Annotated in this window: 14 protein-coding genes and 1 pseudogene; 6 read left to right on the top strand and 9 right to left on the bottom strand. The window is 69.8% G+C overall.

The window, feature by feature from the left end; translation table 11 throughout:
- Window positions 1-182: 182 nt before the first annotated feature.
- Genes ABD209_RS07590 through ABD209_RS07580 form a run of 3 tightly spaced genes read right to left on the bottom strand, consistent with a single transcriptional unit; the run spans window position 183 to window position 2365 of the window.
- Entirely contained in the window at window positions 183-797 is a 615-nt protein-coding gene (locus ABD209_RS07590; protein WP_344064309.1) for a DUF3349 domain-containing protein, read from the bottom strand.
- Window positions 798-801: 4 nt separating this feature from the next.
- Window positions 802-1113 carry a hypothetical protein gene (locus ABD209_RS07585; RefSeq protein WP_324386328.1) on the bottom strand — a complete coding sequence of 104 codons (312 nt, stop codon included), beginning with the start codon at window positions 1111-1113 and terminating at the stop codon, window positions 802-804.
- A gap of 19 nt (window positions 1114-1132) precedes the next feature.
- The gene (locus ABD209_RS07580) at window positions 1133-2365 is read right to left on the bottom strand and encodes an inorganic phosphate transporter (protein ID WP_324386329.1); all 1233 of its coding nucleotides are present in this window, start codon (window positions 2363-2365) and stop codon (window positions 1133-1135) included.
- Window positions 2366-2483: 118 nt separating this feature from the next.
- On the opposite strand from ABD209_RS07580, the gene ABD209_RS07575 reads away from it, so the two are divergent.
- Window positions 2484-3644 carry a P1 family peptidase gene (locus ABD209_RS07575; protein WP_344064305.1) on the top strand — a complete coding sequence of 387 codons (1161 nt, stop codon included), beginning with the start codon at window positions 2484-2486 and terminating at the stop codon, window positions 3642-3644.
- Window positions 3645-3684: 40 nt separating this feature from the next.
- On the opposite strand, the gene ABD209_RS07570 is transcribed toward ABD209_RS07575, so the two are convergent.
- Genes ABD209_RS07570 through ABD209_RS07560 form a run of 3 tightly spaced genes read right to left on the bottom strand, consistent with a single transcriptional unit; the run spans window position 3685 to window position 5953 of the window.
- A complete protein-coding gene (locus ABD209_RS07570) occupies window positions 3685-4428 on the bottom strand; it encodes a DUF3349 domain-containing protein (RefSeq protein WP_344064301.1) in 744 nt (247 codons plus the stop codon).
- On the bottom strand, window positions 4425-4721 hold the full coding sequence (locus tag ABD209_RS07565) for a hypothetical protein (RefSeq protein ID WP_344064298.1): 297 nt from the start codon (window positions 4719-4721) through the stop codon (window positions 4425-4427). The genes ABD209_RS07570 and ABD209_RS07565 overlap by 4 nt, the downstream gene beginning before the upstream one ends.
- 11 nt (window positions 4722-4732) lie before the next feature.
- Window positions 4733-5953: an inorganic phosphate transporter gene (locus tag ABD209_RS07560; protein ID WP_344064294.1), complete on the bottom strand. Its 1221-nt coding sequence runs from the start codon at window positions 5951-5953 to the stop codon at window positions 4733-4735.
- 272 nt (window positions 5954-6225) lie between these two features.
- Here ABD209_RS07560 and groL point away from each other — a divergent pair, with 272 nt between their 5' ends.
- From groL to ABD209_RS07545, 3 genes and pseudogenes are all read left to right on the top strand, one after another.
- Complete coding sequence (groL, locus tag ABD209_RS07555; RefSeq protein ID WP_344064292.1) at window positions 6226-7854, top strand: chaperonin GroEL; 1629 nt, start codon at window positions 6226-6228, stop codon at window positions 7852-7854.
- Window positions 7855-8035: 181 nt separating this feature from the next.
- A pseudogene (locus tag ABD209_RS07550) lies at window positions 8036-8893 on the top strand (IS256 family transposase); the annotation flags it as partial.
- A 115-nt stretch (window positions 8894-9008) separates the two neighbouring features.
- The gene (locus tag ABD209_RS07545; protein WP_344064289.1) at window positions 9009-9410 is read left to right on the top strand and encodes a hypothetical protein; all 402 of its coding nucleotides are present in this window, start codon (window positions 9009-9011) and stop codon (window positions 9408-9410) included.
- Between the two features lie 228 nt (window positions 9411-9638).
- On the opposite strand, the gene ABD209_RS07540 is transcribed toward ABD209_RS07545, so the two are convergent.
- Both ABD209_RS07540 and ABD209_RS07535 read right to left on the bottom strand, forming a co-directional pair.
- Window positions 9639-10334 carry a hypothetical protein gene (locus ABD209_RS07540; protein ID WP_344064286.1) on the bottom strand — a complete coding sequence of 232 codons (696 nt, stop codon included), beginning with the start codon at window positions 10332-10334 and terminating at the stop codon, window positions 9639-9641.
- Window positions 10335-10421: 87 nt separating this feature from the next.
- Window positions 10422-11150 (bottom strand): hypothetical protein, encoded by a 729-nt coding sequence (locus ABD209_RS07535; RefSeq protein ID WP_344064283.1) that lies wholly within the window; start codon window positions 11148-11150, stop codon window positions 10422-10424.
- 304 nt (window positions 11151-11454) lie between these two features.
- On the opposite strand from ABD209_RS07535, the gene ABD209_RS07530 reads away from it, so the two are divergent.
- Window positions 11455-12222: a DUF4031 domain-containing protein gene (locus ABD209_RS07530; protein WP_344064281.1), complete on the top strand. Its 768-nt coding sequence runs from the start codon at window positions 11455-11457 to the stop codon at window positions 12220-12222.
- Here the strand turns inward: ABD209_RS07530 and ABD209_RS07525 are convergent.
- Complete coding sequence (locus ABD209_RS07525; protein ID WP_344064278.1) at window positions 12166-12870, bottom strand: HD domain-containing protein; 705 nt, start codon at window positions 12868-12870, stop codon at window positions 12166-12168. The genes ABD209_RS07530 and ABD209_RS07525 overlap by 57 nt on opposite strands.
- Window positions 12871-13083: 213 nt before the next feature.
- Here ABD209_RS07525 and ABD209_RS07520 point away from each other — a divergent pair, with 213 nt between their 5' ends.
- Window positions 13084-13875: an ABC transporter ATP-binding protein gene (locus ABD209_RS07520; RefSeq protein WP_344064275.1), complete on the top strand. Its 792-nt coding sequence runs from the start codon at window positions 13084-13086 to the stop codon at window positions 13873-13875.
- Window positions 13876-13882: the final 7 nt, after the last annotated feature.

Raw genomic sequence — 13882 nt, 5'->3', positions numbered from 1 at the left:
TCTGTCTCGCCAGACGTCGCTGCGACGTCATACACGCCATGCTCCGCAACCGCCAGCCCTACCAGCCCCGCACCGCCGCTGCCGCTTGACACCGAACATAGGGACCCCCCCCCAAAAAACACAGCGACGCCCGTCCGTGAGTTCACCGGACGGGCGTCGCTGTGTTCCGGGGTAGCACCGGGTCAGGCGCTGACCTGGGCGTCGGGGTCGGGGAAGTCCACCGGCCAGCCCTTCGCGGCCAGCTTGGCCCGGACCCGCTCGATGTCGCGGTCGGTGGCTTCGGTGTTGGTCAGGCCGCTGATCGCCTCGGCGATATCGCCAGGCCCGGCGGGCGCGATGGAGGCGCGGCGCAAGGCCTTCGCCACCTGTTTGACCTCACCGCGGGTCAGCCGCCGGTTGAGCAGCGCGAAGAGCGGAACGTAGTCGTGCTCCGGCACTCCTTGCGGGTAGCCGTCGCGCAACCACGCCACGATGCGGCCCAGATACGAGCCCTCTTCGGTGACGTCGCTGTCGTCGTCGTCCGCGGCGTCGGCCAGCGGCCAGCCGGCGAGCACCAGTTGGGCCGCGACGCGACGCAACTCGCTCTGCGGCAGGGGCACCTTCGGCGTGCTCGCCTGGGCCGCTGCGGAGGCGTCGAGGATCCCGTCGGCGACGAGTCGCAGGCATACCTGCAGGGTGCGGGTGGCCCCCACCCGCTGACGCAGCACGGCGAGCAGCGGGGCGGCGTCGTCGTGGCCGACTCCGCCGGGGAAAGCCTCCTCGACCCAACCGACGATCTCGGGGGTGTGGTCGCTCATCGCGTCACTTCTTCTTCTCGACGATGGTGGGAATGATGTGCTCGAAGCTGACGGCCTTGCCGAAGCCGGACGCCGCGATAAGCGTGATCCCCAGAGCGATAAAGCCCACGATGACGAGCAGCAGGACGCCGGCGAGCGCCTTGCCCGCGACGGTGTACTCCGTTTGGCTCTTGCCGTCGGCCCCCACGACCTCGGTGGAGCCGATCGTCAGCAGGCGCATCGCCAACGCATAGACGATCGGCATACCGGCGCCGAAGGTCAGGCCCGTGTAGAGGACCTTCCAGCCGCCTTGAACGGCGAGTTCGATGCTGCGCATTGGTCTTTCCTCCTCCGGGTCAGTGGGTGCGGGTGGTCTGGTTGGCGGCGGGGCCGGGGTCGAGCACGTCGTCCGGCCGGTCCCATTCCTCGTTGACGTTGTGCGCGCCGACATGGCTCTGCTTGGACTTGGCGAACATGAAGAACGACAGCGCGCACAAGATCACGAAGACGACGACGGCGCCGGGGCCGTAGCCCAGTGTGGAGCCGACCCACCACATGATCGCGCCGACCAGCGCCGCGAGCGGGAAGGTCGTCGCCCAGGCGATCACCATCCGGCCGGCCGTATGCCAGCGTACGTGCGTCCCGCGACCGAGCCCGCCGCCGAGGACGGAGCCGGTGGCGACGTGCGTCGTCGACAGGGCGAAGCCGAGGTGGCTGGCCGCGAGGATGACCGCGGCGGACGAACCGTCGGACGACATGCCCTGGCGCGGCGTGATGTCGACCAAGCCCTTGCCAAGCGTGCGGATGATGCGCCACCCGCCGAGATAGGTGCCCAGGGCGATCGCCATCGCGGCGCTCACCTTCACCCACCACGGCACGGCGTGCGTGTCGCTCCAATGGCCGCTGGCGAGCAGGGCGAGGGTCATCACGCCCATCGTCTTCTGCGCGTCATTGGTGCCGTGGGCGAGCGAGACGAGCGAGGCGCTGCCGATCTGGCCCCAGCGGAAATAGCGCTCGCTGAGTTTGTGCATGATCGAGTTGGTCAGCTTGTAGACCGCCCAGCAGCCGACGAAGGCGATGGCCATGGCGATGACGGGGGAGATGAAGCTGGGGATGAGCACCTTGCCGACGACGCCGTCGAGCTTGGTGCCGTCACCGGTCCACTTGACGCCATCGAGGCCGAAAGCCGCGGCCGCGGAGCCGGTCAACCCGCCCAGCAAGGCGTGGGAGGACGACGACGGCAGGCCGAGCAGCCAGGTGAACAAGTTCCAGACGATCCCGCCGATCAGGCCGCAGAGCACGACGAGCAAGAGCTTGTTGCCGCCGTCGACCAGCGTGGCCGGGATCGGCGCCCCCGACTTGTCTTGGAGTTTGACCACGGCATTGGAAACGGTCAAGGCGACCTCGACCGAAAGGAAGGCTCCGACCAGGTTCAGCACGGCGGCAAGGGCGACAGCGGCCTTGGGCTTTAGGGCGCCTGTGGAGATTGAGGCGGCCATGGCGTTGGCGGTGTCGTGGAAGCCGTTGGTGAAATCGAAAGCCAGGGCGGTGACGATCACGAGGATCAGCATCAGCGCGGAGGTGTCCACGCGTTCCATTGTGCTAGTCGCAACCACCCGTACATACCCCGGACCAGAACTGTTCACCTCGCGTTCACCTTGACCGATCCAACGGGTGGTGTGGCCGGTTCCGGGGGACAATCCGCCCATGTCCTCGTTTGACAATATGCGCACCGGAGCGACGAACAGCCTGCTCGACGTTGCCGGGCTCCGGGTCGGTCACTCGACCTCGATCGGCGCGGGCCGGCGGACCGGCGTGACCGTGGTTGTGGCACCACGGGGCGGGTGCGTCGCGGGCGTCGACGTCCGCGGAGCCGCTCCGGGCACTCGCGAGACCGACCTGCTCGATCCGCGGTGCCTGGTCGATCGGGTGCACGCGGTCGTGCTCTCGGGCGGGAGCGCCTTCGGGCTCGCCGCCGCGGACGGCGTCGCTCGCGCGTTGTATGCCGCCGGCGTGGGTTGGCCGATGGGCGCAACCGGCGAGGTGGTCCCGATCGTCCCGGCGGCGGTGATCTTCGACCTCGGCCGAGGGGGCGACTTCGGCGCCTTCCCCGGAGCCGACGACGGAGCGCGGGCGTATGCCGCGGCCACCCGTTCGCCTGCCGGCGACTCCGCCCAGATGGGGACCGACGACGCGACGAGAGCGCTTGAATCCCGTGCTGGTGCACGGGCGCTCGGCCCTATCGGGGCCGGGACGGGCGCGAAGGCAGCCGGGCTCGCCGGCGGCATCGGGTCCGCGAGCGCCGTCCTCCCCGACGGGAGCACGGTGGCCGCGCTCGTCGTCGTCAATGCGGTCGGCTCGCCGGTCGACCCGGCGACCGGCGAACTCTGGGCCGCTCGTCACGGCCTGCCGGGGGAGTTCCCGCCGCTGGAGCGCCCGGCGAGTGGTGAGGTGGCGGCGTATCGCGAGGAACGGCATACGGAAATGACCGCGGCGGGCCTGCTGCCAGGTGGTGCCACGACCATCGGTGTCGTCGCGACCGACGCGAGCCTGACCAAGGCGGAGTGCGCGAAGCTTGCCGCCGTAGGTCACGACGGGATCGCGCGCGGTATCGACCCGGCGCACACGCTGCTGGACGGTGACACCTTGTTCGCGCTGGCCACGGGCGAACGCGCGGCGCCGGGGCTGGCCGATCTACTGGCGCTGCATTCCGCCGCCGCACGGTGCGTGACGCGCGCGATCGGCCACGCGATGCTCGCCGCGCGCACGGCGACGCTGTGGCCGGGCACCCCGGCCGAGCGCGTCGTGCGGTCCTACCTGGACGCCTTCCCGTCGGCCCGCCCCACCGCACCGACACCCGTGCCGTAGGAGGCGTGGCCTACGGCACGGGCGGGCGCACCGGGAAACGTCAGCCCGGGTCGGGGAACTCCACCGGCCAGCCCTTGCGGGCCAGGTGATCGTGGACGCGCCGGATGTCCTCGACGGACGGCAGCTCGTTGGTGACCTTGGCGATCTCTTGGCCGATGTCGATGACGTCGACGGGCGCCACGCCGGCCGAGCGCAGTGAGCGGGAGACGCCCTTGACCTCATCGTCGGTCAGCCGGCGCCGCAGCAAAGCCAACAACGGCACGAAGTCCGTCGCCGGCACGCCACTCGGGTAGCCCTCGCGCACCCAGCTGACGATCCGCGGCAGGCGCCCGCCCTCCCCGCCCGCCGGCTCCGCGCCGCTGGCCGGCTCCGGGCCATCGGTCGGCGAGGAGCCGTTGGCCGGTGGTGCGCCAGTGATGGCCACGGCTGCGGCTGCCGCGGCAGCCGCGACCTCGGCGCTGGGCGGATAGACGTCGGCGGGATCGGCGAGCGGCCAGCCCGCCTCGGCGAGTCGGCCCGCCACGCGGGCGACATCCTCGGACGTGGGCGACTGGACATCGCGCCCCGCCAGCTCCGACCGGACGTCGGCCTCGGTGATGGGCGCCTGCGCCTGAGCTGTCAAGGTGGCGACGACGTCCTCGACTTCGTGCTCGGGCAAGGTGCGCTTGAGCACACCGAGCACGGCGAAGTAGTCCTCCTTGGGGATACCCGAGGGGTACCCCGCCCGGAGCCACTCCAGGATGCGCTGGACCGGGCCGGGAGTCGATTTCTGGGTGTCGCTCACTTGTCCACCAGCATCGGGTAGATGTGCTCGAAGCTGACTTTCTGCCCGAAGCCGGATGCCACGATCGTCGTGATTCCGAGAGCGACGGCGGCGAGGACGATCGCGAAGCACAGGATCGCCAACACCTTGCCGACGGGGTGGCCGGCCTCGTGATTGATCTCAGCGTCTCCACCCTGCCCGTAGGCCAGGGCCCGGATGCCGAAGGCGAAGATCGCCGGCAGCCCCGCGCCGAGGAGGAGCCCCGCGGCGAGGACCTTCCATGCGCCCTCAAGGGCGAACTCGAAGTTGTTCATCCGATCCTGCCTCAGTGGTTGACGCCGGCGGGGACGGGCGCTTCAGTCGGCGTGCCCTCCCACTCGTCGTTGACGTTGTTGTGGTCGATGGGGGCGCGCCGCGAGTGGAGGTACATATAGCCCGCGAGCGCCGCGAGGATGGCAAAGACCGCGATCATGCCCAGGGTGCCGCCGAGCGTATGCCCGATCCACCACATGACCGCGCCCACCAGGCCCGCTGCGGGCAGGGTCGTCAACCACGCCACGGCCATCCGGCCGGCGACGCCCCAACGCACCTCGGCGCCCCGCTTGCCGATCCCGGTGCCCAGGATCGAACCGGTGGCGACGTGGGTGGTGGACAGGGCGAAACCGAGGTGGCTGGAGGCGAGGATGGTGACGGCCGAGGACGACTCCGCCGCCATACCTTGGGGTGAGGAGATCTCGACCAGGCCCTTGCCGAGGGTCCGGATGATCCGCCAGCCACCGAGATAGGTCCCCAGGGCGATGGCCAGGGCGCAAGCGAACTTCACCCAGAGGGGGATATTCGTCGTGTCGGTCCAGTGCCCGCTCGCCAGCAGGGCCAAGGTGATCACGCCCATCGTCTTCTGGGCGTCATTGGTGCCGTGGGCGAGCGAGACCAGCGAGGCGCTGCCGATCTGACCCCAGCGGAAGCCGGATTCTTTATAGCGCTCGGCCACGCCTTCGGTGATGCGGTAGATCAACCAGGTCCCCAGCGCGGCCACGCACCCGGCGATCACCGGTGACATCAGCGCCGGGAGAATGACCTTCCCGACCACGCCGTCGAGCTTGGTGCCGTCACCGGCCCAGTTGACGCCGGATACCCCGAGGCCGGCGATGGCCGCCCCGATCATTCCGCCGAAGAGCGCGTGGCTGGAACTGGAGGGCAGGCCGAGCAACCAGGTCAGCAGATTCCAGACCACCCCGCCGCACAATCCCGCGAGCACGATGAGAAGGAGTGCCTGCCCGCCATTGGCGAGATATTCGGCCTTCGGAGCGCCGGTCTTGTCCTGGATCTTGATGACCGCGTTGGTCACCGTCAGCGCCACCTCGACCGAGAGGAAGGCGCCGACCAGGTTGAGGACGGCGGAAAGCATGACAGCGACCTTCGGGCGCAGCGCGCCGGTGGCGATGGACGTCGCCATCGCATTGCCGGTGTCATGGAAGCCATTGGTGAAGTCAAACGCGAGGGCCGTCAAGATCACGAGGATCAAGGCCACCAGGGAAGTGTCCACCCCACTATGGTCCCGCCGATGTAAGCGGTTACAGGCGGTTGTCGCCAGGTGTTCACCGAGTGTTCGTGCGGGCGCGAAACCGCCCTGCTGTTTGCACTCTCGGGGTGCGAGTGCCAATAATGGCGTTAGCACTCTCCCCGTGAGAGTGATAATCCCCGACCTCGTGGGTGAGGTTCGGTATGCCGTGGTGACGTGAGCCGCGGTGGCCGGGCCGTCCGTCGCGGGCACCGACGCGGTCATACGTACATACATCGTGTGGAGGAACCACCCGAATGGCCAAGATCATCGCTTTCGATGAAGAGGCACGTCGCGGTCTCGAGCGGGGCATGAATGTCCTCGCCGACGCCGTCAGGGTCACCCTGGGCCCGAAGGGCCGCAACGTCGTGCTGGAGAAGAAGTGGGGCGCCCCCACGATCACCAACGACGGTGTGTCCATCGCCAAGGAGATCGAGCTCGACGACCCCTACGAGAAGATCGGCGCCGAGCTGGTCAAGGAGGTCGCCAAGAAGACCGACGACGTCGCCGGTGACGGCACGACGACGGCCACCGTCCTGGCCCAGGCCATGGTCCGCGAGGGCCTGCGCAATGTCGCGGCCGGTGCCAACCCGATGGCCCTCAAGCGCGGCATCGAGCAGGCCACCACGGCCGTGGCCGATGAATTGCTCGCGATGGCCAAGGAGATCGAGACCAAGGAGCAGATCGCTGCGACCGCGTCCATCTCCGCTGCTGACCCCCAAATCGGCGAGATGATCGCCGAGGCCATGGACAAGGTCGGCAAGGAAGGCGTCATCACCGTCGAGGAGTCCAACACCTTCGGCCTCGAGCTCGAGCTCACCGAGGGCATGCGCTTCGACAAGGGCTACATCTCCGGCTACTTCGTCACCGACCCGGAGCGGATGGAAGCGGTCCTGGAGGACCCCTACATCCTGATCGCCAACTCCAAGATCTCCTCGATCAAGGACCTGCTCCCGCTGCTGGAGAAGGTCATGCAGTCGGGCAAGCCGCTGCTGATCATCGCCGAGGACGTCGACGGCGAAGCCCTCTCGACCCTGGTGGTCAACAAGATCCGTGGCACCTTCAAGTCCGTCGCGGTCAAGGCCCCGGGCTTCGGCGACCGCCGCAAGGCCATGCTGGCCGACATCGCCATCCTCACCGGTGGCCAGGTCATCTCCGAGGAGGTCGGGCTCAAGCTCGACACCGCCGACCTCGACCTGATGGGCAAGGCCCGCAAGGTCGTCGTCACCAAGGACGAGACCACCATCGTCGAGGGCGCCGGTGACCAGGACCAGATCGCCGGCCGGGTCGCCCAGATCCGCGCCGAGATCGAGAAGTCCGACAGCGACTACGACCGCGAGAAGCTCCAGGAGCGCCTGGCCAAGCTCGCCGGTGGCGTCGCCGTCATCAAGGCGGGCGCGGCCACCGAGGTCGAGCTCAAGGAGCGCAAGCACCGCATCGAGGACGCTGTGCGCAACGCGAAGGCGGCCGTCGAGGAGGGCATCGTCGCCGGTGGCGGCGTCGCGCTGCTCCAGGCCACCAAGGCGGCCTTCGAGAAGCTCACCCTCGAGGGTGACGAGGCGACGGGCGCCAACATCGTGCGCGTCGCGTCCGAGGCGCCGCTGAAGCAGATCGCCGTCAACGCCGGTCTCGAGGGGGGCGTCGTGGCCGAAAAGGTCCGTCACCTGCCCGCGGGCGAGGGCCTCAACGCGGCCAGCGGCGAGTACGTCGACATGATCGCGGCTGGCATCATCGACCCGGCCAAGGTCACCCGCTCCGCCCTGCAGAACGCGGCCTCCATCGCCGCGCTCTTCCTCACCACCGAGGCCGTCATCGCCGACAAGCCGGAGAAGGCTCCGGCCATGCCGGCCGGCGGCGGCGACGACATGGGCGGCATGGGTTTCTGATCCCGGCCCGCCAAGGTCAAGCGAAGGGCGGTCACCCCGGTGGGGTGGCCGCCCTTCGGCGTCCGAACCGCGCGGGATGCGTCGGACTCGAAGCCGGGCCCTCTGGTGAGGGCCCGGACCCTACCGGCGGCCGCCCCGCCGCCGGGCTGGATGCCCGCTCTTGCTGCGGTAGGCCAAGCCCGCCGAGTACGGGCAGTGGGCTGCCCGCCGCCTGGAGGGGGTGAGCGTGGATTACCTGTTCCTGGACGCCTCGTTCTTCCGGACGCACCAAGGCAGCCCGGCCGAGCCGGTGCTGGCCGCCTGGGGGATCAGCTCCGACGGCAAACCCGTCTTCATCGGGTTGGCGCCCGGGGCCGGGGAATCCACCGACGCGTGGGTCGACTTCCTGGCCGACCTGCGCGATCGGGGCCTGGGCAGTCCGCTGCTGGTCATCTCCGACGGCGCTCAAGGATTGATCGCCGCGATCGAGCAGATCAACCCGAAAGCGTTGCGGCAGAGGTGCCTCATCCACCGGCTGCGGAACGTTCTGGCGAAGGCCCCGACCGGGATGCAGGACGAGATCCGCGACGGCTACTGGGCCATCTTCGACACCACCGACCTCGATATCGAACCCGTCCCCGCGCTGGTCGACCTGATCGACACCCGCGTCCGCGCGTTCGCGGCGAAGTACGCCGCCATCTACCCGGCGGCGATGAAGATCCTGCTCACCGACGCCGCCGGACTGAGCGCCTACCTGCGCTTCCCGGCCGAGCACCACCAACGGATCCGGCAGTCCAACTTCATCGAACGCACCTTCGGCGAAACCCGCCGCCGCGCCAAAGTCATCGGCCGCTTCCCCGGCGAGACCTCCTGCATCAGCCTGGTCTGGGCCGTCCTGGACCGCGCCTCCGCCGGCTGGCGCGGCCTGGCCATGACCCCCGCCGGCTCACGCCTGCTACACGACCTCCGCCGATCCCTACTCGACCCACCCCGCGAACTACGACCCCGACACGCCGTCGACCACGCCCACCAAACCGACGCTGTCACCGCCACCGCGTAACATCAACCCCACGAAACCTGAACCAGGGCCCGCGCGTTTACACCGGAATCTGGACGCCACCGGCGGGTGGACGTACGTTGTTATCGATGGCCCTGCTGGCGAAGGAATGTGCCTGATGCCCGAAGGCCTCGTTGGCGCAGCGGCAACCGATGCGCGAAGGAGCGACTTCTTCGGGTCCTATGACACCGATCCTGGCCACCACCCCAGGCCAGAAGGTGACGGGCTCATCGAGACGGAAAGCGCTGAAGGTGCGGTCTCGGTGCCCGGCCGAATGCCGCTGCGGACAGTCCAGGGGTGGTTCAATTTTGTGAGCGGTTATGTAGGAAGCAACGTCATCGCTATCACGGTAAACCCACCCGTTGGCCCCGAGGTGGCGGCGTCCATGCAGGGCGACCGCTTCGCAGCCTGGTGGCCCACGACCGATGCCCGGAGGGATGCCTCAAAGGTGGGTGGTGCCTGCACCTACACGATTACCCTCGCCGATGGGACGCGCCATCGCGTCGATCCCCACTCGTAGCGGAGTGACCCGGGAACCACCCAGGGGGCTAGCCGTGGTCTGAAGCGCCCGTTGCGGTCAGGCTTCGGGCGAGGTAGTTGGTGAGGTTGAGGAACCCGGACGCGAAGCCGCGTAGGCGCTCGAGCCGCCCGTTGATGGCCTCGGTGCGGCCGTTGTCAGTACCGGTTGGTCATCGTCGGCCGGCCCCGTTCATCGTCGGCCGGCCCCGTTCATCGTCGGCCCAGCCGCTCAACCCTCCGAGCCCGGGAATGCGGCCGTGACGGCTTGCGGCTGGCCGCCCGCGGCGGCGCCGGGCTTGATGGTCAGGTCGACCATCCGTGCGCCGCACGTGTAGCCCACCTGCGTGTCCGACGTGTCGCCATTGGCGTAGGCGCGCTTCCAGCAGGCACCGCCGGCGCCCCCGGTGAAGTTCCAGAGCGTTGCGACAACAGACGGGGTCGCATACTGCAGCGCGTCGTGCCGGCGTCCCGCCCGCCAGGCGTCGATCAGTTTGTCCGCGTAGCCGGTGACCCGCCCGGTGCGTCCGCCGATGAGTTCGACGCTGGTGATGGCCCGCTGTCGCCCGGCTGACGGCGATCGGATGAGCAGGGAGAGCTGGCCTCCGGCCGCGTTGCGGTAATACTCGGACGTGAAGCCGTCGCCTGGCGCCTCCCGGACGTGGCTCCAACTCCCGCCGCGTGCGAACTCCGCAAAGGCGAACTGGGTGGCCGGCCCGACCGCATAGCAGGCGGCCAACGCGCGATTTCCCTGCGACCACGCCGCGGTGAAGCGCGCGGCGTAGGCCTTGGCCGACGACGGGTATGCCGCTTGTGCACAGTCGGCCACCGGCCCAGCGAAGGCAGCGCCGGCGCCGCCCGCGCCGAACCCCAGCACGAGCGTGCCTGCTGCCGTCAGCGCGGCCACGCCGCGGAAGGTCTTGGTCATCGTTCGCTCTCGTCCCGTCCCTGTGTTCAACGGGCCGCCCGCCCGCTCCCCCTGATAGTAGGCGGCGCTGGCCGACGAGCGAGGTGATCAGTCGGCGCCGAAACCCTGGGCCTTGACAACCGCCTGCGGCTTGCCGGCCGCGGCGGCGCCCGGCTGGATGGTCAGCTCGACGGTCGCGGACTCGCAGGAGTAGATCGCCATCGTCGTGTAGCCCCCGCCGAAGAAGGTGCGCTGCCAGCAACCGCCTCCGGCCCCGCCGGAGAACGCCCAGAGCGCATTGCCCGCCTTCGGGGTGCCGTATTTCAGCGCCGCCGCCCTGTCGCCGCGGCCCCAGGCGCGGATGAGATTGTCGGCATAGGTGCTGATCCGCCCGGTCGTGCCCGTCATCTGCACGCCGGTCACCCGGTCCCACGCCCCCGCCGCGGGCCGTGCGACGCGCACCTGGATGCGCTCGCCCGCGGCATTGCGATAGGTGACATCGTCGAACTGCTCCGGTGTATTGGCCACCGTCGAGACCCACGTCCACGCGCCGCCGCGCGGCTTCTCGCCGAAGAGGATGGCATCCGTGGCGTATGCCGTGTAGCACTTGGCGACATCGCGCTTGCCCGCCGCCCACGCGGCGAGGAGGCGATCGGCATACGCGCTGGCGGCCTTGGGCGGCGCGCCGAGGGTGGAGCAGACCAATGGGGCCTGCGCGGCGGTGTTCGTGGCGGCGGCGCTCGGGGCGGCGGCTGGCGCGGCCTGGGCGGCGCCGACCAGCCCCAGTAGGCCGGTGGCAGCGGCGAGAACGGCGGTGCTGCGGGATGTGCGAGTCATGATGACCTCCGGAAGTGAGAGGGCCCGATGGCCCGGGTGTGCCCTGCGGATGCCACCCCAGACGCCGCGGCCCCCGGTTGGGTTGCCGGAAGCCGAAAATGGCCGGCCGGCCCGGGCGAGACGGTGCCCGGGCCGGCCGGCTGCCTGTGGTGGACGATGCTCCGGGGGCACCGCCTTGGCGGGCACGCCTGCGGATGGAGTTCGTCGGCGTGCACGCCCCCACACGCGGGATCCCGCGGGTGGGTTGTGTCGCATCGGACTTCTTCGGCCTCGCACGCCGGGCCCGGCAGGGGAGGATGGGCGCGTGACGATCTGGATCGACCGGCCGGCCTGGCCGGCGCACGGGCGGCTGTGGTCGCACCTGATCTCGGACATCTCGTATGCCGAGTTGCACGACTTCGCCGCGGGCTGCGGCATCCCGCGACGCGGATTCGAGGGCGATCACTATGACGTCCCCGAGGAGCGGTATGCCGCCCTGGTCGCCGCCGGCGCCCAGCCCACGACGAGCGCGCACATCGTCGCGATGCTTCAGCAGTCCGGCCTTCGGTTACGAAAGCGCAAGGGGGAGAAGGGGATTGCTCGCGTGCTCGGGGTGGACTTCCCCGACGGCAGCCGCGCGGATGTCGACCTCGTCCGCTCCACGCGAGTGCCGCCCGACGCGGCGACCTTCGCCGCCGTCGTCTATGTCCGCGACGATCTCGGGCGGGTGCTGAGCGTCTACTCGCGCCGCCGCGCGGAGTGGAGCGCCCCGGGTGGGTGGCGCGAGCCGGGCGAGACGCCGGCCGAGAACGCCGCCCGCGAGATGGCGGAGGAGACCGGGGTGCGGCTCGACCCCGCCGCGCTCGTCCCGGTCGGCTACGAACGCTTCCATCCCCTGCCCGGGTCGCCCTGGCCGGTCGAGGGCGGACGCTTCTTGGCGATCTTCACCGCGCGCGTGACGGGTGCGGTGCCGGAGGTGGTGGTCGCGGACGGCGAGCCGGCCCGCTGGCTCAGCGTCGCCGAATTCCTCGAGCTGTCAGCCGGCTCGTGGTGGCTCCCCGGCGCCGAGGCCGTCCTCGCCGGCGGCGGTTAAGCGCTCGAGCTCGCGCCGCAGGTTGACGCGTGCGCGCTCCTCCCAGCCCGCGCCGGCGGGGGGATCGGCATACAGGCGGGGACGCTCGAGCAGGGTGCGCAGGATTGCGCTGCGCCCGTGGGCGTATGCCGTGTCCGGCACCGCGGCATACTCCCGGCGCACCTGGGCGCAGTACTCATCGAAGCGATCCGCCCCTGAGGCGAGGATCCACAGGTCGGCGTCGTGGACGACTGCGGCCGCCGTGCCCGGGGACGGAAGCACGTGGTCGGCGGTCTGCTCGATCAGCGCGGCCACCTCCTCGGCCATCGCCGTCGCGATGCCCAGCCCCGCCAGCTCGCGACTGGCGAGCGCCGCGGAAGCCGCCTCGTTATCGGTGCGGGCCGGGTCGTAGACCGCATCGTGATACCAGGCGACAAGATTCGGCAACGATGCGCAGCAACCGGTCCGGGCGCTCAGGGTCGCAATTGCGGTGAGCATCTCGGTCAGGTGGGTGACGTCGTGGTAGGCCCGCTGGGGTTCCCGCCAGAGCCGGAGCAGGGACTCGGCGACCGACGCGGCATCCCGAGAGATGGCTGGCCCGGTCGGCGATTTGCTGTGAATCACAGCGACATCCGCAACGAAGCCGGTGATCAGGTCACGGTCGCTCACCTGTCAAGTGTGCCGGGGATCCGTTGCGGAAGGTGCATCCCCCGGCGCTACTGCGGCGGCGGTGGCGTGGGTGAGGGCGATCCCGGGGTCGAAGGACACGGCATGCCTACCTGCGGTAGCGCGAAAACCCTTGCCCGGCAGGTCGAATCTCAGGGTCCGACCCGGGCGATTTTGCCTCGCGAGGCCCAGGGACGCTCGGTTAGTTTCGGGGCCATGGAACACAACGCAGGGGTACTCACATCTGCCGCGGGCGTGTCCACGCCCGCGGCCACCATCGCCGCCCGCACCGACGGGCTGACGAAGGTCTACGGCAAGGGTGACGCCCAAGTCGTCGCGCTCGGCGGGGTGTCGGTCGACATCTACGCCCACGAATTCACCGCCGTCATGGGCCCGTCCGGCTCCGGGAAGTCGACGCTGATGCACTGCGCTGCCGGCCTGGACGCGGCCACGAGCGGCCAGGTGTTCATCGGCGGCACCGAGCTGACGTCATTGAAGGAGAAGGAACTGACCGCGCTGCGCCGCGACAAGATCGGCTTCATCTTCCAGGCCTTCAACCTGATCCCGACCCTGACCGCGCAGGAGAACATCCTGCTGCCGCTCTCGATCGCCGGCCGCAAGCCGGAGATGGAGTGGTTCGACACCATCATCGACACCGTGGGGTTGCGCGAGCGCCTGGGGCACCGGCCCAACGAACTCTCCGGCGGCCAGATGCAGCGCGTCGCCTGCGCGCGGGCGCTGGCCAGCCGGCCCGAGATCATCTTCGCCGACGAGCCCACCGGCAATCTCGACTCCCGCGCCAGCCGCGAGATCCTCGGCTTCCTGCGGCGCTCGGTCACCGAGTTCGGCCAGACGATCGTCATGGTCACCCACGATCCGGTGGCCGCGTCCTACACCGACCGGGTGCTCTTCCTGGCCGACGGGCAGGTCGTGGACGAGATGCGCTCGCCGACGGCCGAGCGCGTCCTGGAGCGGATCACCGGGCTCGACTCGGCCAAGGGGGTCTAGCGCCGTG

The sequence above is a fragment of the Nostocoides vanveenii genome (genome assembly GCF_039531165.1).
Classification (GTDB): Bacteria; Actinomycetota; Actinomycetes; order Actinomycetales; family Dermatophilaceae; genus Nostocoides_A; species Nostocoides_A vanveenii.
The sequence above is the reverse complement of the archived record's forward strand: the minus strand, read 5'-3'. Positions and strand labels throughout refer to the sequence as shown.

Bases quoted from the DNA above. Each gene is read 5' to 3' on its own strand.
- ABD209_RS07540 (WP_344064286.1), bottom strand. From the start codon at position 10,334: ATGACCAAGACCTTCCGCGGCGTGGCCGCGCTGACGGCAGCAGGCACG.
- groL (WP_344064292.1), top strand. From the start codon at position 6,226: ATGGCCAAGATCATCGCTTTCGATGAAGAGGCACGTCGCGGTCTCGAG.
- ABD209_RS07565 (WP_344064298.1), bottom strand. From the start codon at position 4,721: ATGAACAACTTCGAGTTCGCCCTTGAGGGCGCATGGAAGGTCCTCGCC.
- ABD209_RS07535 (WP_344064283.1), bottom strand. From the start codon at position 11,150: ATGACTCGCACATCCCGCAGCACCGCCGTTCTCGCCGCTGCCACCGGC.
- ABD209_RS07545 (WP_344064289.1), top strand. From the start codon at position 9,009: ATGCCCGAAGGCCTCGTTGGCGCAGCGGCAACCGATGCGCGAAGGAGC.
- ABD209_RS07520 (WP_344064275.1), top strand. From the start codon at position 13,084: ATGGAACACAACGCAGGGGTACTCACATCTGCCGCGGGCGTGTCCACG.
- ABD209_RS07575 (WP_344064305.1), top strand. From the start codon at position 2,484: ATGTCCTCGTTTGACAATATGCGCACCGGAGCGACGAACAGCCTGCTC.
- ABD209_RS07590 (WP_344064309.1), bottom strand. From the start codon at position 797: ATGAGCGACCACACCCCCGAGATCGTCGGTTGGGTCGAGGAGGCTTTC.
- ABD209_RS07585 (WP_324386328.1), bottom strand. From the start codon at position 1,113: ATGCGCAGCATCGAACTCGCCGTTCAAGGCGGCTGGAAGGTCCTCTAC.